At 64.4% G+C, this 18,872-nt stretch carries 19 protein-coding genes; 10 read left to right on the plus strand and 9 right to left on the minus strand.

The genetic code is table 11. The features are described from left to right. Nucleotides 1-41: 41 nt before the first annotated feature. Together ylqF and FZX09_RS05640 are read left to right on the plus strand one after the other, a co-directional pair. Entirely contained in the window at nucleotides 42-908 is an 867-nt protein-coding gene (ylqF, locus tag FZX09_RS05635) for a ribosome biogenesis GTPase YlqF (RefSeq protein ID WP_226400922.1), read from the plus strand. After that, nucleotides 905-1,900 (plus strand): RluA family pseudouridine synthase, encoded by a 996-nt coding sequence (locus tag FZX09_RS05640; RefSeq protein WP_226400924.1) that lies wholly within the window; start codon nucleotides 905-907, stop codon nucleotides 1,898-1,900. Before ylqF ends, FZX09_RS05640 begins: the two co-directional genes overlap by 4 nt. On the opposite strand, the gene FZX09_RS05645 is transcribed toward FZX09_RS05640, so the two are convergent. Continuing rightward, entirely contained in the window at nucleotides 1,897-3,537 is a 1,641-nt protein-coding gene (locus FZX09_RS05645; RefSeq protein WP_226400926.1) for an ABC transporter ATP-binding protein, read from the minus strand. The genes FZX09_RS05640 and FZX09_RS05645 overlap by 4 nt on opposite strands. A gap of 20 nt (nucleotides 3,538-3,557) precedes the next feature. Here FZX09_RS05645 and FZX09_RS05650 point away from each other — a divergent pair, with 20 nt between their 5' ends. Then, complete coding sequence (locus FZX09_RS05650; RefSeq protein WP_226401122.1) at nucleotides 3,558-5,891, plus strand: bifunctional (p)ppGpp synthetase/guanosine-3',5'-bis(diphosphate) 3'-pyrophosphohydrolase; 2,334 nt, start codon at nucleotides 3,558-3,560, stop codon at nucleotides 5,889-5,891. On the opposite strand, the gene FZX09_RS05655 is transcribed toward FZX09_RS05650, so the two are convergent. Continuing rightward, a complete protein-coding gene (locus tag FZX09_RS05655; protein WP_226400928.1) occupies nucleotides 5,888-6,361 on the minus strand; it encodes a DUF2062 domain-containing protein in 474 nt (157 codons plus the stop codon). The genes FZX09_RS05650 and FZX09_RS05655 overlap by 4 nt on opposite strands. A gap of 54 nt (nucleotides 6,362-6,415) precedes the next feature. On the opposite strand from FZX09_RS05655, the gene mnmE reads away from it, so the two are divergent. Genes mnmE through FZX09_RS05680 form a run of 5 tightly spaced genes read left to right on the plus strand, consistent with a single transcriptional unit; the run spans nucleotide 6,416 to nucleotide 12,542 of the window. Continuing rightward, a complete protein-coding gene (gene mnmE / locus FZX09_RS05660) occupies nucleotides 6,416-7,768 on the plus strand; it encodes a tRNA uridine-5-carboxymethylaminomethyl(34) synthesis GTPase MnmE (RefSeq protein WP_226400930.1) in 1,353 nt (450 codons plus the stop codon). Between the two features lie 23 nt (nucleotides 7,769-7,791). Beyond that, nucleotides 7,792-8,631 (plus strand): carboxylating nicotinate-nucleotide diphosphorylase, encoded by an 840-nt coding sequence (nadC, locus tag FZX09_RS05665; protein ID WP_226401124.1) that lies wholly within the window; start codon nucleotides 7,792-7,794, stop codon nucleotides 8,629-8,631. Nucleotides 8,632-8,674: 43 nt separating this feature from the next. After that, the gene (gene argS / locus FZX09_RS05670) at nucleotides 8,675-10,447 is read left to right on the plus strand and encodes an arginine--tRNA ligase (protein ID WP_226400932.1); all 1,773 of its coding nucleotides are present in this window, start codon (nucleotides 8,675-8,677) and stop codon (nucleotides 10,445-10,447) included. Continuing rightward, the gene (locus tag FZX09_RS05675; RefSeq protein WP_226400934.1) at nucleotides 10,444-11,562 is read left to right on the plus strand and encodes a histidinol-phosphate transaminase; all 1,119 of its coding nucleotides are present in this window, start codon (nucleotides 10,444-10,446) and stop codon (nucleotides 11,560-11,562) included. Before argS ends, FZX09_RS05675 begins: the two co-directional genes overlap by 4 nt. Then, the gene (locus tag FZX09_RS05680) at nucleotides 11,559-12,542 is read left to right on the plus strand and encodes an asparaginase (protein ID WP_226400936.1); all 984 of its coding nucleotides are present in this window, start codon (nucleotides 11,559-11,561) and stop codon (nucleotides 12,540-12,542) included. Before FZX09_RS05675 ends, FZX09_RS05680 begins: the two co-directional genes overlap by 4 nt. Here FZX09_RS05680 and FZX09_RS05685 read toward each other — a convergent pair. From FZX09_RS05685 to prfB, 6 genes are all read right to left on the minus strand, one after another. Then, nucleotides 12,526-13,248 (minus strand): MBL fold metallo-hydrolase, encoded by a 723-nt coding sequence (locus FZX09_RS05685; RefSeq protein WP_226400938.1) that lies wholly within the window; start codon nucleotides 13,246-13,248, stop codon nucleotides 12,526-12,528. The two genes, FZX09_RS05680 and FZX09_RS05685, sit on opposite strands and share 17 nt — an antisense overlap. 35 nt (nucleotides 13,249-13,283) lie before the next feature. Beyond that, complete coding sequence (locus tag FZX09_RS05690) at nucleotides 13,284-13,877, minus strand: aminodeoxychorismate/anthranilate synthase component II (protein WP_226400940.1); 594 nt, start codon at nucleotides 13,875-13,877, stop codon at nucleotides 13,284-13,286. A gap of 14 nt (nucleotides 13,878-13,891) precedes the next feature. Beyond that, nucleotides 13,892-14,299, minus strand: coding sequence for a diacylglycerol kinase family protein (locus FZX09_RS05695; protein ID WP_226401126.1), 408 nt, complete (start codon nucleotides 14,297-14,299; stop codon nucleotides 13,892-13,894). 104 nt (nucleotides 14,300-14,403) lie between these two features. Then, nucleotides 14,404-14,922, minus strand: a complete 519-nt coding sequence (gene ybeY / locus FZX09_RS05700; protein ID WP_226400943.1) for an rRNA maturation RNase YbeY — start codon at nucleotides 14,920-14,922, stop codon at nucleotides 14,404-14,406. 2 nt (nucleotides 14,923-14,924) lie between these two features. Continuing rightward, nucleotides 14,925-15,089, minus strand: a complete 165-nt coding sequence (locus FZX09_RS05705) for a DUF3285 domain-containing protein (protein ID WP_226400945.1) — start codon at nucleotides 15,087-15,089, stop codon at nucleotides 14,925-14,927. Between the two features lie 4 nt (nucleotides 15,090-15,093). Then, nucleotides 15,094-16,222 (minus strand): peptide chain release factor 2 gene (gene prfB, locus FZX09_RS05710; protein ID WP_226400957.1). Its coding sequence is split into 2 segments (ribosomal slippage): nucleotides 15,094-16,146 and nucleotides 16,148-16,222, totalling 1,128 coding nucleotides; the frame shifts between segments, so codons are not numbered across the junction. A 77-nt stretch (nucleotides 16,223-16,299) separates the two neighbouring features. Between prfB and grxC the strand changes: the two genes are divergently transcribed. Together grxC and gshB are read left to right on the plus strand one after the other, a co-directional pair. Further along, the gene (gene grxC / locus FZX09_RS05715; RefSeq protein WP_226400959.1) at nucleotides 16,300-16,557 is read left to right on the plus strand and encodes a glutaredoxin 3; all 258 of its coding nucleotides are present in this window, start codon (nucleotides 16,300-16,302) and stop codon (nucleotides 16,555-16,557) included. A 3-nt stretch (nucleotides 16,558-16,560) separates the two neighbouring features. Beyond that, nucleotides 16,561-17,484, plus strand: coding sequence for a glutathione synthase (gshB, locus tag FZX09_RS05720; RefSeq protein WP_226400961.1), 924 nt, complete (start codon nucleotides 16,561-16,563; stop codon nucleotides 17,482-17,484). Here gshB and FZX09_RS05725 read toward each other — a convergent pair. After that, complete coding sequence (locus FZX09_RS05725; RefSeq protein ID WP_226400963.1) at nucleotides 17,451-18,857, minus strand: isochorismate synthase MenF; 1,407 nt, start codon at nucleotides 18,855-18,857, stop codon at nucleotides 17,451-17,453. The two genes, gshB and FZX09_RS05725, sit on opposite strands and share 34 nt — an antisense overlap. Nucleotides 18,858-18,872 lie beyond the last annotated feature (15 nt).

Here is an 18,872-nt window from a genome sequence, read left to right on the forward strand (position 1 = left end):
AATTTGTTCCGGCTGGCTCTCTGTTCTGTGCCTTTGCGTTCGTGAGCACTCCAACGATTCAGTGGTACCCCGGCCACATCGCCAAGGCGGAGCAGCAGCTCAAACGCCATCTCGACAAGGTGGATCTGGTGATCGAGGTGCGTGATGCCCGCATTCCCCTCGCCACAGGTCATCCCCATCTCAACCGCTGGTTGAAGGGCAAGCAGCATCTGTTGGTGATCAACCGGCGCGACATGGTCACCGCGGCCGCTAGGGAGGCCTGGGAGGCCTGGTTCAAGGCCCAAGGGCAGCGGACGGTTTGGTGTGATGCCAAGGCCGGGACTGGCGTAAAGCAGGTGCAGCAAGCCGCGATTCGCGCTGGGGATCAGCTCAACGAACGCCGCCGCAACCGGGGCATGCGGCCCCGGCCGGTGCGGGCTCTCACCCTGGGCTTCCCCAACGTCGGCAAGTCGGCCCTGATCAACCGCTTGGTGCGGCAGAAGGTGGTGGCAAGTGCTCGGCGGGCTGGGGTGACGCGCACCCTTCGCTGGGTGCGTCTGGGGCAAGACCTCGATCTTCTTGATGCGCCTGGGGTGCTGCCCCCTCGGCTCGATGACCAGCAGGCGGCCCTGCGGCTGGCTCTTTGCGACGACATCGGCCAGGCCGCCTATGACGGTGAGCTCGTGGCTCAGGCTTTCTTGCAGCTACTGCTTGGTGCGGCAGCGCAGGCTGCGGCTGGGGTGACGATTCCGCTGCTGCAGGAGCGTTATGGCATTCCCCTGAGCGGTGAAACGGCGGACCCCGCCCTTTGGCTGGAGGCTGCAGCGGCCCGCCACACCTCTGGAGAGACAGCGCGCATGGCCCAGCGGCTGCTGGATGATTTCCGTAAATCGGCCCTCGGCAGCATTGCTCTGGAGCTGCCGGCATGAGTCCGCAGTGGAAGCGTCCTCCGCTGCCGGAAGAGACCTTCACCGATTGCTTTGGGGAGGGTGAGGGAGAGCTGCTGACGCTGACCTATCCCAAGACGTTGCCAATGCGGCTGGATCGTTGGCTAGTGAGCCAGCGCACGGAGCAGAGTCGGGCCCGGATCCAAAAGTTTATCGACGCGGGCTATGTGCGCGTCAACGGCAAGACCGGCAAGGCCAAAACACCTCTGCGCCAGGGCGATGAGGTGCAGCTTTGGATGCCGCCGCCGGAACCGCTGCCATATCTCAAGCCGGAGCCGATGGATCTGGATGTGTTGTTTGAGGACGACCATCTGATCGTGCTCAACAAGCCGGCAGGGCTGACGGTGCATCCGGCGCCGGGCAACAAGGACGGCACCCTGGTGAACGGCCTGCTGCATCATTGCCCGGATTTGCCCGGCATCAGCGGCAAGTTGCGGCCGGGGATCGTGCACCGTCTCGATAAAGACACCACCGGCTGCATTGTGATCGCCAAGAGCCAGGAGGCCCTGGTGCGGCTGCAGGTTCAGATCCAGAAACGGATCGCCTCCCGCGAGTACTTCGCCGTCGTTCATGGCGTGCCCGACGGCGACTCCGGCACGATCGTTGGCGCCATTGGCCGTCATCCGGCGGATCGCAAGAAATACGCCGTGGTGAGCAGCGAAAACGGTCGTTATGCCTGCACCCACTGGACTCTGGTAGAGCGTCTCGGCGACTACTCCCTGTTGCGCTTCAAGCTCGACACTGGACGGACCCATCAGATCCGCGTCCACTGCGCCCACATGAACCACCCCGTGGTGGGGGATCCCACCTACAGCCGCTGCCGCAAATTGCCGATCGAGTTGCCCGGTCAGGCCCTGCATGCCGTGCAGTTGGGGCTGGACCATCCGATCACCCGCGAGCGGATGGTGTTCGAAGCTCCCCTGCCTCCGGTAATGGAGAAGTTGCTGGGGGTGTTGCGACGGCGCGCTGCTTAATGCGGCAGCCTCGGACAAGCCTCCACGAGGGTCTGGCTGATCGGTGCCTGAGGCGCGCTGAAGATCCGGTCGCCTGGACCCTCTTCCACCACTTTCCCTTGGTCCAGCACCAATACCCGGTGGCAGAAACCACTGGCCACTGAGAGGTCGTGGGTGATGAACACGATCGCCAGGCCCAGTTCTTGCTGCAGCTCTCGCAGCAGTGCGAGCACATCTGCTTGCACTTCCGCATCAAGCATGCTGACGCTCTCATCACAGATCAGCACCTTGGGCTTCAAGGCCAGGGCGCGGGCGATCGCCACCCGCTGCTGCTGGCCGCCGGAGAGCTGCTTCGGCAGGCGGTTTTGAAACTGCTCGGCCGGGCTGAGGCCGACCCGCTCCAGCAGGTGCCTGGCTTCCTCCCGGGCTGCCGCTTTGGAGCAGAGGCCATGGATCAGCAAGGGATCGGCGATGGCATCGGCTACTTGCAGGGCCGGATTGAGGCAGGCCAGCGGATCCTGAAACACCATTTGGAGGGCCCGGCGAGCTCTTCGCAGCGCATCTCCACGCAGGCTCAGCAGGTCCTGACCGAGCAGGTCGACCCGACCGCCGCGGATGAAATTGAGCCCCATCAGCGCACGGCAGAGGGTGCTCTTGCCGCAGCCTGAGGCTCCCACCACCCCAAGGCTTTCCCCAGCTCTGAGTTCGAAACTCACCCCGTCCACCGCCTTCAGCCAGAGGGGTGACCAAGGTGCGCCGCCCACGGCGTGCCAGCAGCGCATCTCCTCCACCCGCAGCACGCTGCCGCTGTAGGGACGTGCCGGTGAGTGTCCCCCTTCCCGGGCCTGGGCGGAGGCCACCAGCCGTTGCCCTACGGAAGACTGCGGCCGCGTGAGCAGTTGGTGGCTGGGGCCGTCCTCCACCTTGCGTCCGCCGTCGAGCATCGCCATGCGGTCGCACCAGCGGGCGGCCATGGCCAGGTCGTGGCTGATCAGCAGCAGGGCACTACCCAGTTCTTTGCAGAGACCGCTCAGCTCGGCCATCACCTGCCCGGCCACCGCCACATCCAGGCTGGTGGTGGGTTCGTCGGCGATCAGCAGCGGTGGTTCCAGGGCAATCGCCAAGGCAATGGCCAGGCGCTGCCTCATCCCACCGCTGAGCTCATGGGGGTAGGCGCGGAAGCGGTTGGCGCCAATGCCCACCCGTTCCAGCAGTTCGTGGGCCCGTTCCTGGTGAGCTACAGCGCTGGCATGAGGCTGGTGGCCCCTGAGGGTGTCGATCAGATGGCCGCCCACGCTCATCAGCGGATTCATCCGCGTCATCGGGTCCTGAAACACCAGTCCCACGGCCTCGCCCCGCAGCTGCCGCAACTGCGGTCGCCTGAGCTGGCGTGGATCCTGGCCGGTCAAGGCCAGCCGTCCTTCACAGACCGTTCCCTGCGGCAGCAGCTGCATCACGGCCCGCGCCACCGTGCTTTTGCCGCAGCCTGAAGACCCCACTAAGGCCAGTGTTTCTCCCGGCTCGAGGCTCAAATTCAGCCCATCCAGCGTCCAGTGCTCACTGCCGGGGTAGCGCAACCGCAGCTGTTCGAGTTCCAGAACAGGCCGGCCCATGAACAGTGCGGCTGGAGAGACAGGAGGTCCTGCACTGAATACCATGGATTGACCCGATGGGTCGGATGCTCAACGCTGCCTCCACACCCAAAGAGCCTCGAACCAGCACGGGTTCGGCCAAGGTGGCCTGCGCGTTGCCCGAAGTAAGGCGCCATCCCGTCCGTCATCCGGACGATTACGGCATCGCTCTGCCTGAGTGGTTGAGGGAGTGCATCGCCAATGTTCCGCCTGGCATTGGCCAGAGCTGCCCCACTGATGCCGAGGCGCTGCTTGTGTCGGCCTTCGATTTCGGTTTTCAGCTCCATGAAGGCCAGTTCCGCGTCAGTGGAGACCCCTACATCGTTCATCCGGTGGCAGTGGCTGATCTGTTGCGGGACATCGGCGCTAGCGCCCCGGTGATCGCCGCGGGGTTCCTTCACGACGTGGTCGAAGACACCGACGTCACCCCCGATCAGATCGAGCTGCACTTCGGTTCCGAGGTGCGTGAACTGGTGGAGGGGGTCACCAAGCTCGGCGGCATCCACTTCAACGACCGCACGGAAGCTCAGGCGGAGAATCTGCGGCGAATGTTCCTGGCGATGGCCAGCGACATCCGTGTGGTTTTGGTGAAGCTGGCTGACCGCTTGCACAACATGCGCACCCTGGGTGCGTTGAAGGAAGAGAAGCGCCAGCGGATCGCCCGCGAAACCCGCGAGATCTATGCCCCCCTCGCCAACCGCCTCGGCATCGGCCGCTTCAAGTGGGAGCTGGAGGATCTGGCCTTCAAATTGCTGGAACCAGAGGCCTTCCGCGAGATTCAGGAGGAGGTGGCCACCAAGCGCAGTGAACGGGAGGAGCGGCTTGGCGTCACCGTGGGGCTGCTGAACGAGCGGCTGGAACGGGCTGGCTTAGACCACTGCGAGGTGAGTGGTCGCCCCAAACATCTGTTTGGCATCTGGAGCAAGATGCAGCGCCAGCAGAAGGAGTTCCACGAGATCTACGACGTGGCGGCGTTGCGGATCCTCACTCCCAATGTTGAGAGCTGCTATCGCGCGCTTGCGGTGGTTCACGACACCTTCCGCCCGATTCCCGGCAGGTTTAAGGACTACATCGGCTTGCCGAAACCCAACGGTTATCAATCCCTGCACACCGCTGTGATCGGTCGGCATCGCCCGATCGAAGTGCAGATCCGCACGCTTGAGATGCACCATGTGGCCGAATTCGGGATTGCGGCCCACTGGAAATACAAGGAAGGCGGCTCGCCGGCCAGCAGCAGCAGCGATGCGGAGCGGTTCAACTGGCTGCGTCAGCTGGTGGATTGGCAACAGGAAGGCGGCAACGACGATCACAACGACTACCTCTCCTCGATCAAAGAAGACCTGTTTGACGAGGAGGTGTTCGTCTTCACCCCGAAGGGCGATTTGCTCGGTTTGCGCAAGGGGGCAACCGCCGTTGATTTCGCTTATCGCATTCACTCCGAGGTGGGTAATCACTGCCATGGCGCTCGCATCAACGATCGGCTGTGTCCGTTGGCGACGCCGCTTCAGAACGGTGATTTCGTTCAGGTGCTCACCAGTAAGACGGCCCACCCCAGCCTGGATTGGCTGAACTTCGTCGCCACGCCGACGGCGCGCAACCGCATCCGCCAGTGGTACAAGCGCAGCCACCGGGACGAAACGATTGAACGGGGCAAGGATCTACTGGAACGGGAGCTGGGCCGTGATGGCTTTGATGCCCTGCTGAACAGTGAGGCGATGCAGCGGGTGGCGCAGCGCTGCAATGTGCCCACCACCGAAGACCTGCTGGCGTCACTGGGGTTTGGAGACATCACGCTCCAGCAGGCGCTCAACCGTCTGCGGGAGGAGATGCGTCTGCTGGCGGAACAGCAGCAGGCCCCACCCAGCAATGAAGACGTGGCCGCGGCGCTGGTGCCATCGCGGGATGTTGCGACGGATCGTTCCGGAGGTGAAGGGGCGATCCTTGGGTTGGAGGGCTTGGACTACCGCCTTGGTGGCTGCTGCAGTCCACTGCCGGGCGAGTTGATCGTTGGCACGGTGGCCCTCGGCAACCACGGCATCACCATTCACCGGCAAGACTGCTCCAACGTGGAGACGATCCCGCGAGAACGGCGCCTTCCCGTGCGCTGGAACACCACCCACGCCGAACAGGAGAAACAGCGCTTCCCGGTGCAGCTGCGGATCGAAGTGATCGATCGTGTTGGCATCCTCAAAGATATCCTTCTGCGTCTCTCTGATGGTGCCATCAACGTCAGTGATGCTCGGGTAACCACTGCCGCTGGCAAGCCTGCTCGCATTGATCTTCGGGTTGAACTGGAGGGAGCAGATCAGCTCAGCCTCACCATGGACCAGATCCGCTCGATGGCGGATGTGATCGGAATTGCCCGGGCGGGCACGAGCTAGCTGCCTCTGCTCACGACTTCATGGGCTTCACGTCGCAAAAACAGGCGGTAGGCCATCCAGCCGCTGACGATCGCCAGCACCATCCCCACAACAGTGGAGCCCAGCAGGATGCGTTGGCTGAAGTCCCATCCCTGGGCCCACAGGCTGCTGCGAGTGAGCTCCGCCAGGTTGATCCCGCCTTGGCCGGGGCCAAGTAGCTGACAGCCCACCAGGTAGTTGAACCAGTAAAGGGGCAGATAGGTGATGGGATTGCTCACCAAGGTGCCTGCGGCGGCGAGCAGGTGATTGCCACGCACCACGCTGGCAACACCCACGCTGAGGAAGATCTGCAGCCCGAAGAAGGGGTAGCAGCCGCAGAACACGCCAGCGGCGAGGCCGCGGGCCCGTTGGCCTGGTGTTCCTTCCTGTCTCCACAACCAGAGGCCCCCGCGGCGCATCCGGATGCGACTGAGGCGCAGCAACCGGCGCATGAACCCAGCAGAAATCGGCCGGATCCTAGGTATGGATGACCAGCGGCGACTGCTGTGACCAGTACCGACACGATTGCGGCAGTGGCCACCGCCGTGGCCCCGGGTCAGGGCGGGATCGCCGTGATTCGCCTCTCCGGGCCGGCTGCGGAAGTGACGGGGCGCAGCGTTGTGCACTGCCCGGGCCGTCAGGAATGGGGAACGCACCGGCTGGTGTACGGCCACGTAATCGATGGCGAGGGCCGGCGTCTCGATGAGGTTCTGCTGCTGCTGATGCGCGGGCCCCGCAGCTTCACCGGTGAGGACGTGGTGGAGATCCACTGCCATGGCGGGGTGATCGCTGTGCAGCGTGTGCTCGAACAGGTGCTGCGGCAGCCGGGAGTGCGCCGGGCCCAGCCCGGAGAGTTCAGCCAGCGGGCCGTGCTCAACGGGCGGCTCGATCTCACCCGTGCGGAGGCGGTGAGTGAGCTGGTGGCGGCCCGCAGCCGCCGGGCGGCCGAGTTGGCGATGGCGGGCCTCGACGGCGGCATTCAGGCCCAGATCACGGCGCTGCGGGAACGACTGCTGGACCAGCTGACTGAGCTGGAGGCTCGGGTGGATTTCGAGGAGGACCTGCCCCCCCTCGATGGCGAGGCCCTACTGCAGCAGCTGCAAGCCGTGCGCCTGGAGCTTCAGCAGCTGGTGCGGGACGGCGAGCGCGGAGATGCCCTGCGCCAGGGCCTGCGTGTGGCGCTGGTGGGTCGCCCCAACGTTGGGAAAAGTTCCCTGCTCAATAGGCTCAGCCGCCGCGAGCGGGCGATCGTGACTGATCTGCCGGGCACCACCAGAGATCTTCTGGAGAGCGAGATCGTTCTGGAGGGGGTGCCGATCACCCTGCTCGACACTGCCGGCATCCGCAACACCGATGACGCTGTGGAGCAGCTGGGGATTGCCCGCAGCGAGGAAGCACTGGCCACGGCTGATGTGGTGCTGTTGGTGCTAGACGGCCATGCGGGCTGGACCGCTGAGGACGCGGCCTTGTTGGCGCGCATCCCCGAGGAGATCCCCCGCATTCTTGTGGCCAACAAGGCGGATCTCTCGGCTGGGGCCTTCCCCCAGCCGGTGGATGTGCAGTTGTCGGCGTTGGAGGGAACGGGGGAGGCAGCTTTGGTGCAGGCCCTGCTGGAGCGTTGCGGGGCTGCTGGAACCGACGGCATGTTGGTGGCCCTGAACCAACGCCAACGAGATCTGGCCGCCCGAGCGGCCGAGGCCCTCGCCCGCAGCCAGGAGGTGGCGGCTCAGCAGTTGCCTTGGGATTTTTGGACGATCGATCTGCGGGAGGCGATCCGCGCGTTGGGGGAGATCACAGGAGAAGAGCTCACCGAAGCGGTGCTAGATCGTGTATTTTCGCGCTTCTGCATCGGAAAATAGGTTTAGCGGATGTTTTGAACGGTTTGGACTGGCAATCCCCTGCACTCACCGCTGCGTTAGAGGCCTGGCTGGCAGAAGACATCGGTCGTGGCGATCTGACGGCGGCTGCCTTGCAGGGCCAGCAGGGTCAGGCCCATTGGGTTGCCAAACAGCCTGGCCGCTTCTGCGGTGGCCCATTGGTGAAGCACTTGTTTCAGCTGCTGGATCCTGGGGTGAGCATTCGTTTGCTGCGGCATGACGGCGACGCCGTCGAGGCCGGGGACTGCCTGCTTGAACTGGAGGGTCCGACCACGGCCCTGGTAGCGGGAGAACGCACCGCCTTGAACCTGGCCATGCGCCTCTCGGGCATTGCCACCGCCACCGCTGAGTTGGTGGCTCAGCTGCAGGGCACGGGTGTGCGTCTGGCCGATACCCGCAAGACCACGCCTGGGCTGCGTCTTGTTGAGAAATACGCAGTCCGCTGCGGCGGCGGCTTTAACCACCGCATGGGGCTGGATGACGCGGCCATGCTTAAGGAGAACCACATCGCCTGGGCTGGGGGCATCACGGCGGCCATCGCGGCTGTGCGCGATCAGGCTCCCTGGCCAACGGCCGTGATTGTGGAAGCGGAGACGGAGGCCCAGGCCACCGAAGCGGTGCAGGCGGGCGCCAACGGAGTACTCCTTGATGAGTTCAGCCCCGAGCAGCTCACGCAGCTGGTGCCGCGTCTACGGAATTGCAGCGATCGTGGGGTGGTGTTGGAGGCCTCCGGCATTCAGCCCGAGCAGTTGCAGGCCTACGCCGCCACGGGCATCGATCTGATCTCCACCAGTGCGCCGGTCACCCGCAGCCGCTGGTTGGACCTGAGCATGCGTTTCACCTGAAGAGGGATGATCAGAGCCGGATTCCCCCGGCCACGCACTGCCCATGCTCAGCCTGTCCCAGTCCCTGGATGCCCAGCTGCGGGCGGCGATGCAACGGGCCTTCCCTGAGGCTGATGCGGGGCTGGACCCCCAGCTGGCTCCTGCCAGCAAGCCTGAATTCGGCGACTTCCAGGCCAACGGTGCGCTGCCCCTGGCCAAGCCCTTGAAGCAGGCCCCCCGCCAGATCGCCACTGCGATCGTGGAGCAGCTGCAGGCCGATCCCGCCTTCACAGATCTGTGCCTGGAGCCCCAGATCGCTGGGCCTGGTTTCATCAACCTCACGATCCGCCCTGAGCGGCTGGCGGCTGAGGTGTCGGCCCGGCTGGGGGACGAGCGGCTCGGCGTCCCGGCGGTCAGCAACGCGGCGCCGGTGGTGGTGGATTTTTCCAGCCCCAACATCGCCAAGGAGATGCATGTGGGGCATCTGCGCTCCACGATCATTGGCGACTCGCTGGCGCGGGTGCTGGAGTTCCGCGGCCATCCGGTGCTGCGGCTCAATCACGTGGGCGACTGGGGCACCCAGTTCGGCATGCTCATTACCCATCTCAAGCAGGTGGCGCCGGAAGCCCTGAAGACCGCCGATGCGGTGGATCTGGGAGACCTCGTGGCTTTCTACCGCGAGGCCAAGAAGCGCTTCGATGACGATGAAGCCTTTCAATTCACCTCCCGCGATGAGGTGGTGAAGCTGCAGGGGGGCGATCCGGTGTCGCTCAAGGCCTGGGGCCTGCTCTGCGATCAGTCGCGGCGAGAGTTTCAGAAGATCTACGACCGGCTCGACATCCGCCTGAGCGAACGAGGTGAATCCTTCTACAACCCCTTTCTGCCAGCGGTGATTGATGGCTTGAAGGTCGCCGAACTGCTGGTCACCGACGACGGTGCCCAGTGCGTGTTCCTCGAGGGTGTGCAGGGCAAGGACGGCAAGCCCCTGCCTGTGATTGTGCAGAAGAGCGACGGCGGCTTCAACTACGCCACCACCGATCTGGCGGCCATCCGCTACCGCTTTGGGGCGGCTCCAGAGGGAGATGGTGCCCGGCGCGTGGTTTATGTCACCGATGCCGGCCAGGCGAACCATTTCGCCGGGGTGTTCCAGGTGGCGGAACGGGCCGGTTGGATCCCGGACGGTGCGCGCCTCGAGCACGTGCCCTTTGGCCTGGTGCAGGGGGAGGACGGCAAGAAACTCAAGACCCGCGCGGGTGACACCGTGCGTCTGCGGGATTTGCTCGATGAAGCCGTCGAGCGCGCCGAGACCGATCTGCGATCACGCCTGAACGAGGAGGAGCGCAGCGAGTCGGAGCAGTTCATCCAGCATGTGGCAGGCACCGTGGGTTTGGCAGCGGTGAAATACGCCGACCTCAGCCAGAACCGGATCACCAATTACCAGTTCTCCTTCGACCGGATGCTGGCGCTGCAGGGCAACACCGCGCCCTATCTGCTCTATGCCGTGGTGCGCATCGCCGGCATCGCCCGCAAGGGGGGCGACCTTGCGGCCACCAGTGCACGACTGCAGTTCAGCGAGCTCCAGGAGTGGGCCCTGGTGCGGGAACTGCTCAAGTTCGACGCCGTGATCGCTGAGGTGGAGGCAGAGCTGCTGCCCAACCGGTTGTGCAGCTACCTGTTCGAGCTCAGCCAGGTGTTCAACCGCTTCTACGACCAGGTGCCGGTGCTTAAGGCCGATCCTGAAGCGCTGGCATCCCGCCTCGCTCTTTGTCGTTTAACGGCCGACACCCTCAGACTGGGGCTCGGACTGCTGGGCATTCCCACCCTGGACCGAATGTGAGCGACAACATCCAACCGTTCACACCTGATGGTGCTCCAGTGGCCCGCGCCGCTGTTGAGCAGCTCAAGGCCTACAGCGCTCCGCTGGAGGGCCGCCGCCAGATGCTGCGGCTGGATTTCAACGAAAACACCATTGGCCCCAGCCCCCTGGTGGCCCAGGCGCTGCGCAACTTCAGCACCGAAGAAATTGCCGTTTATCCGGAGTACGACGGCCTGCGGGAAGCGTTGCTTCAGAACCTGGTGGAAACCGGCTGCCAGCCGGGATTGACTCCTGATCAGGTGGGCCTGTTCAACGGTGTGGATGCCGCCATCCATGCGGTGTTTCAGGCCTATGGCGATGCTGGTAAGACGTTGCTGACCACAGCGCCCACCTTCGGGTACTACACCCCTTGCGCCGGGATGCAGGGCATGGCGATCGAGGCGATCCCCTACCAAGGCGAGACGTTTGACTTTCCCCTCGCGGCCATTCAGGAGGCATTGGCCGCTCGTACGCCGCGGTTGCTGTTGATCTGCAATCCGAACAATCCCACCGGCACACGCTTGGCGGCAGAAGAGGTGATAGCCCTGGCGGCTTCGGCCTCGGGAACCTTGGTGGTGGTGGATGAGCTGTATGAGGCCTTCACCGGAGACAGCGTGCTGCCGAGCGTTGATTTCACGGCCACCCCGAACCTGCTGGTGTTCCGCTCCCTGGCCAAAACAGCTGGTTTGGCGGGTTTGCGCATCGGCTTTGCCATCGGCCATGCCGATGTGGTCGATCGGGTGAGCCGCGTCACGGGGCCCTACGACGTCAACAGCGTGGCCGTGGCCGCGGCGTTCGCCGCTTTGGCGGATCAGTCGTATGTAGATGCCTATGTGGCCGAGGTGCTGCGGGCTCGCGATTGGACGTTGCAGGCGCTGCAGGACGCGGGGGTTCGGCATCACTGTGATGGCGGCAACTATCTGCTGATCTGGCCCCAGCGCCCTGTGGCGGAGGTGGATGCGGCGTTACGTGAAGGGGGAATCCTGGTGCGTTCGATGACAGGCAAGCCCCTGATTGACGGCTGTTTTCGGGTGAGCATTGGCACCACCAGCCAGATGCAGCGCTTCATGGAGGCCTTCCTCCCCTTGGAGCAATGAACCGCCTGCTGCTGCTGGCCACCGGCGGCACCATCGCCGGCTGTGCGGCCGACAGTGCAACGTCGAACTACTACACCGCGGGTGTGCTGGGGGGTGATGCCCTGCTGGCGGCGGTGCCGCAGCTGCAGGACTTGGCGACGATCAGTGTTGAGCAGATCGCCAATGTCGACAGCGCCGACCTGTTGTTTGCGCATTGGCGAGCGCTGGTGGGGCGCATCCGTGATGCCTTCGCGGCGGACCCTGAGCTGGCTGGGGTGGTGATCACCCATGGCACCAACACGCTGGAGGAAACCGCCTGGTTGTTGCAGCTGTTGATCGACGACCCCAGGCCGGTGGTGCTGGTGGGGGCGATGCGGCCGGCCACGGCCCTCAGTGCCGATGGCCCCCTCAATTTGTTGCATGCGGTGCAGGTGGCCTTGAGCCACGAAGCGCGCGGCCACGGCGTGCTGGTGGTGATGGATGGCCAGGTCCATGCCGCCCAGCGGGTCACCAAGCTGGCCACCCAGGGGGTGGGGGCCTTTGCCAGTCCCGATAGCGGGCCGTTGGGTTGGGTGGACGACGTTGGCATTCATCTGACAAGTGTGAGTGGACCTCGGCAGGTGCCCTTCGCTTATTTCGATTTACCGGAGCAATGGCCCGAGGTGCCGATCGTTTACGGGTGTGTGGACCCCGAGCCGCTCCTGCTCAGCACCTGTCTCACTTCCCGTGTTGCAGGCCTGGTGTTCACGGGTACCGGTGCGGGTCAGCTGTCGGTTGGCGAATGCCGAGTGTTGGAGGCGTGGGCTGGCCCACGACCGTTGATGCTGCGGGCCAATCGTTGCGGGTCTGGACCCGTGCATCGCCATGCCGAGGACGAACGGCTTGGGTTGCTGCCCGCAGGCAGCCTGAATCCCCAGAAAGCAAGGGTGTTGTTGCTGTTGGCTGTGCTGGCGGGTTGGGACAGAAATCAGCTGGATGCGCTGATCACTGCATCACCGTGATCACGGTGGTGTCGTCGAGGCGGCCGGGCAGGGTTTGCGACCGGCCCACTTGGCGTACGGCGGTGCCACCCATGGCGTCGAGAAAGGGCTGCACGCCCTCTTGGTCACATCCATCAGGCGCATCGCCGGTGACGTACTGCACCGGGATGACGCGTTTGGGGTTCAACTGCTTTACCACCGCCGCAGCTTCTTCGGCGTCGTAGATCTTGCTGCCGCCACCCACGCCGATGATCAGCATATCGGGGTTGCCCAGTAGCACCCGGTCGGCGGCCGTGAGCTCACCTGCGGTTGCACCGAGATGGGCAAAGCTGAGGCCCCCCTGCTGCCATCGCCAGAGGGTGGCATTGCCAAAGCGGCGTCCGCCCATTCGGTCGTGGGGATTGGCAAAGCCCTCCAGGCTCAGTCCGCCGATGCGATACGACCCGGGTTGGGCGAGAAAGCGGCCGCCGGCCACATCCCGGGCTCCTTCATCGGCGAGTTCGGAGTTGGCCAGAACAACGCCGGCCGTTAGCCGGGGTTCAGGAAGCCCCGCAGCGCAACCCACTGCCTTGTAGGGGTTGAGCAGCACCGACTGGCCGCCCCCCTGGATCAGCAGGGCCCGTTGCCCATAGCTGCTGATCGATACTCCACCGCCCGCCATGGCAGGAGACGTGAGGCTGAGTGCCAGGCCTGCAGCGGCGGTCACGGCGGAACGCAGGACGGACATGGGCGGGGTCGAACGTGTTTCGGACGCTAACAGCGTTATACCTCGGCTTCCCGCAGGAAATTGGCCAGCAGTTGGTGGCCTTGATCGGTGAGCACGCTTTCGGGGTGGAACTGCACCCCCTGCAGGTGGTGATGCTCCCGATGCCGCAGGCCCATGATCGTGCCGTCCTCGAGCCAGGCGGTCACCTCGAGACAGTCCGGCAGGGTGTCGCGTTCGGCGATTAGGGAGTGGTAACGGGTGGCCGTCAGCGGTTGGGGCAGTCCCGCGAACACGCCGTCGCCCTTGTGCAGCACCGGTGAGGTCTTGCCGTGCATCTGCTGCTGGGCGCGCACCACCCGGCCGCCGTACACCTGGGCGATGGCCTGATGGCCCAGGCACACCCCCAGGGTGGGCACGGTGGCTGAAAGCTCCTTGAGGATCTCGAGGCAGACGCCGGATTGATCCGGGTCGCCGGGCCCTGGAGAGAGCAGGATCGCGTCGGGCTTCAGGGCGCGGATCTGCTTGAGGCTGATGGCGTCGTTGCGATGCACCTGCAGATCGGCTGCCACGGGATGCTGGGCAGCGAGTTCACCGAAATACTGCACCAGGTTGAAGGTGAAGCTGTCGTAGTTGTCGATGACCAGCAGCATCTGCGAATCGGGAGTTAGAGCCCCAGGCGGAGCAAAAGCGGCGGAAGCAGGAGGAACAGAGCGATCAGCAAGGAGCTGATGGCGGCCGTGAGCACGGCGGCAGCAGCACAGTCTTTGGCGATGCGGGCCAAGGGGTGATAACGCCGGCCAATGGCCAGATCCACTACCGCTTCCATCGCAGTGTTCAGCAGCTCCAATACCAGAACGGCAGCCACCGTAAGCACCAGCACGGCCAGGCGGATTAGATCCAGTTGCAGCCAGGTGGCCATGCCAAACACCACCAGGCCCGTCACCACATGGATGCGGAAGTTGCGCTGGGTGAGGAAGGCGTAGCCAAGGCCTTGGGCGGCGTAGCGAAAACTCGACGGCAGATCACCGGCGATGCGCCAGCTGCCCCGTCGTCGCATGGCGTTGGGCACCATGGCCACTTCTTCAGAAGCTGCGTCTGCGGGTGGTCTCCGGGGCGATTCGGTGGTCATCGGAACGGAACTCGGACTCCGCAGGGCACATGCCCGCTTTTGGAAGATTACCTGGGTTCTCCAGACCACCCATCCCCAAGAAGCCTTTCTTGCAGGGCCAGCATCGCGGCACGGCTGTCGTCATCGGGATGGTCCCAGCCCAGCAGGTGCAGCAGGCCATGGCTCACCAGCCAGCGCAATTCCCGCTGCAGGCTGTGCCCCTGTTCCTGGGCCTGACGTCGGGCCGTTTCCAGGGAAACGACAATGTCTCCCAGTTCGATGCTGGGCCCTTTCATCCAGTCACCGGCATCGTCGAGGGCGGCAAACGACAACACATCCGTGGGGCCAGTTTTCTGGCGCCAGGTGCTGTTCAAATCCGCGATGTTGGCGTCATCGGTGAAGCGCAGCCCCAGGCTTAGCTCTTCCGCCGCGCGCACCAGGGTTGGGCAGTCGAGGCTCTCATCCCCGAAAAGTCTGTTCAGCCAATGCTCCAGCTGCTGGAGCCATACCGTCTCATCGAGCAGGTCGGCACTGTCGGAGGGTTCCAGCGCCACCCCCTCCTGCTCCAGCGCAAGGTCGAGCTCCATGCCTACCCCGGCAGTGTCGGACGCCCTAGCCATGCCACGAGGGTGATGAAGCCGAGTAATCCCATGGCGGTGAGACCGAAGTGAAACAGGCTCTTGCTGCCCTTGCGCACCATGTTGCGCATGGCCTGTTTAACGAAGCTCGGCGGTGGTGTGCTCTCGGTGGCCATGGGATCAGGAATCGGCGTCGGCGCCGGGGCTATCGACACCCTGGCGCAAAGAGGCGTCGATAAATGGGTCGAGGGCCCCATCCATCACGGCTTGCACATCGTTAGTTTCTTCATTGGTGCGGAGGTCTTTCACCATTTGGTATGGCTGAAAGACGTAGTTGCGGATCTGGTTGCCCCAGGCCGCTTCAACGATGTCGCCGCGGATGTCGGCGATTTCGGCCGCCCGTTGCTCCTGGGCGATTACCAGCAATTTGGCCATCAGCAACGCCATCGCCTTCTCCTTGTTCTGGAGCTGGGAGCGCTCCTGGGTGCAGCGCACAAACAGCCCGGTGGGAATGTGCAGGATGCGCACAGCTGTTTCCACCTTGTTCACGTTCTGGCCACCGGCGCCGCCCGAGCGGCTGGTGGTGATTTCCAGGTCCTTTTCTGGAATGTCTAGCTTGAGGTCCTCCTCGAGCTTGGGCATAACCTCCACACCGGCAAAGCTGGTCTGGCGCTTGTCGTTGGCGTTGAACGGTGAGATGCGCACCAGGCGATGGGTCCCTTTCTCGTTGCGCAGGTAGCCGTAGGCGTAGCGCCCTTCGATCTCGATCGTGCAGCTCTTGATTCCGGCTTCTTCCCCTTCGGAGAGTTCGTCCACGGTCACCTTCATGCCGCGGTCTTCCGCCCAGCGGGTGTACATGCGCAGCAGCATCTGAGCCCAGTCCTGGGCGTCTGTGCCGCCGGCCCCTGCATTGATGCTGAGGACGGCACCCTCTTTGTCGTATTCGCCGCTGAGCAGGCGTTCCAGCTCCCAGCGGTCCAGCCCTTGGCGTAACTGGTTCAGGCCGTTCTGGGCTTCCTGCAGCAGGTCCTCATCGGGCTCCAGCTCATAGAGCTCAAGGGTGGCCTGGGCGTCATCGACTGCACCGCGCCATCCGGCCAGCTGAGACAGCTGGGCTTTCACCTCATCCAGACGCCGCATCTGCTTCTGGGCGTTCTGCTGGTCATCCCAGAAATCGGGCTGGGCCGCGAGTTGTTCGAGATCCTGTTGCCTTGCGTTCAGTGCAGGGACGTCAAAGACAGTCCTGGGCATTGCCCAGGCGGTCAGTGAGCTCGGAAAGGTCGCGTTTGAAGTCGGTGAGATCCAGCAAAGACTCGATCCTGATCAGCCTCTGACGCTATCAGCGCAGTTGCTGCATAGGATCCGACCACCGGCATCATCAACGCAATGGCCAAGGTTGAGATCTACACCTGGCAAACTTGCCCGTTCTGCGTCCGCGCCAAGGGGCTCTTGGATCGCAAGGGGGTGAGCTACACCGAATACAGCGTGGATGGCGATGAGCCTGGCCGCGATGCCATGGCGGCCAGGGGCGATGGTCGCCGCAGCGTTCCTCAGATTTACATCGACGATCGCCACATCGGTGGCTGTGACGACCTCCATGCTTTGGAGCGCGCCGCTGAGCTTGATGCGCTGCTGAAGGCCTGATCGATGCGCCAGCTGTTTGTTCTGGATCCGCTGGGGCAGATCAATCCAGCCAAGGATTCCTCTGTTGCGCTCATGCAGGCCGCCTGTCGGGCCGGCGATGAGGTGTGGGCCTGCACGCCCTCTGATCTGATTGCTCGGGGTGATGAACCCCTAGTGATTGCCCTGCCGGTGACCCCGGAGCCCTGGATCACGGTTGGGATGGCCGAACGTCAGGCCCTGGCTGGGTTTGACGTGATTTGGATGCGCAAGGATCCGCCGGTGGATGAGGCGTATCTATACGCCACCCATCTGCTGGAGGTGGCGGAGCGGGCCGGGGTGCGGGTGCTCAATCGCCCCAGTGCGTTGCGCAGCTGGAATGAAAAGTTGGGGGCGTTGCGCTTCAGCCGTTGGATGGCCCCCACGCTGGTTGCGGGGCGGGTGTCTGAGCTGCTGTTGTTTGCCCAGGAGCAGCAGGAGATCGTGCTTAAACCCTTGGGGGGCCGTGCCGGCCTGGGGGTGATTCGGGTCAACGGTCAGTCGCCGGGCTTGAAGGCCCTGCTGGAGTTGGTGACGGAGCAGGAACGCTTGCCGGTGATGGCCCAGGCTTTTCTGCCGTCCGTGAGCGAGGGCGACAAGCGCATCCTGCTGGTGGACGGCGATCCCCTGGGGGCGATCAACCGGCGCCCATCAGCTGGTGAGTTCCGCAGCAACTTGGCTGTGGGTGGCCAGGCGGAGGCCACGGAACTCACGGAGCGGGAACGTCAGATCTGTGCTGCTCTGGCCCCAGCGCTGCGGGCCGAGGGATTGTTCTTCGTCGGTATCGATGTGATCGGCGGCATGCTCAGCGAAATAAACGTCACCAGCCCCACCGGTGTGCGGGAAGTGGAGCGGCTGATGAACCAGCCCCTGGCGGATCAGACGATTGAGCGGTTGCGCGCGCTGGTCTGAAGTTCCAGCTGGTCCGCCAGAACGGCCAGCTTCAGTCCCACTTCCTGCAGCTCGCGCTCGGCAACGGATCCCCGCACCAGGCCTGCTCCGGCGGTGAGGTCCAGCTCGCAGCCCCGGGCATGACCGCAGCGGATTGCCACCCGCAGTTCCCCATCACCGGCGCTGTCGATCCAGCCGATCGGCGCTGCGTAACTTCCCCGTTCGAAGGGTTCGAGGGTGCGCAACCAGGCCATCGCGTCGCGTCGTGGTAAGCCGGCAACGGCGGGGGTGGGGTGCAGCTGTTCAGCCAGGGCCAGCACCGGCTGACCGTGGGTTTCCGCCGTGATCGGGGTGTGCAGGTGGGTGAGATTGCCGTGCCGGGCTAGTTGGGGTTGCCGGCGGTGGCGAGGGGTCAAGCCGTTGCGGCGCAGTTGGTCGGTGATGGTTTCCACCACCAATTGGTGTTCGCGGCGGTCCTTGTCGGAGCGCAGCAGCTGAGCCCCGGAATCCCCTTGCCCCGCCGTGCCGGCCAGGGCATCGCTGCGCAGCCAACCGGCCCGCAGGCTGAGCAGCCGTTCCGGAGATGCACCAAAAAAGGCATCTCCGGCATGGCGCTGCCAGAGGAAGCGGCAGCTGCCGGCCTGCTGCCGCCGCAGTCGTTTCAACAGCGGCAGGGGGTTGAAGGTTTCGGCCAGAATAATGCGATGTCGCACTGCCAGCACCAGTTTGTGCAGCTCGTCGTCGTTGACCAGATCAATGCCGCGGGTGAGGGCTGCGGCGTAGCGCTGCCGCCAGGTTTCCGGTTCCGTTGCCGCCACCATCGCCTGGGGCTTGAGCGGGGTTGGCGTGGCTGGCTTCTTGACCAGCTGTTCGTGCTTGAGCCAAAGCTGTTCCGCCAGCTCGCGGCAGTCCGCTGCACTGCTCACGACCCCATTCAGCCGCAGCCAGCCGCGGCGTCCCTGACGGCTCAGCTGCCATCGAGGCAGCACCGCCTGCACCGATGGCACCACCGCTTCACTGCGGCGGCGTTCACTCACCTGATCGAAGAAGCGGAAACGCAGCAGCACCCGAGGCCGCGCATGGGCTGGGCTGTCCGCTGCCGTGTCGTGCAAGCGGCTCAGGCAGAGGTCGGCGAAGCGCTGGGCCTGCTCAAAGCGACGACTGCCCGCCAGCTCCAATTCCTGGCAGGGCCCTGCAGCGGCCAGGCAGAGGCCCGGGGCGCTGTCCCACAGCACCTGCAAACTTTCCTGTTCCGCCAGCTGCGGCAGGGCAAGAAGCGGGTCGATCCCTTCGATCGGCAGGGCCAGGCTCAGCAGCGCTTCATCGCCGTCACAGGCCAACCATCCCCGCTGGGCAGCGGAGAGGAGGGTGCTGAAACAACAATCAGCCGACATCCGCGGCGTTTCCGG

It is taken from the genome of Synechococcus sp. MU1643, from assembly GCF_020514095.1.
Lineage (GTDB): Bacteria > Cyanobacteriota > Cyanobacteriia > PCC-6307 > Cyanobiaceae > Parasynechococcus.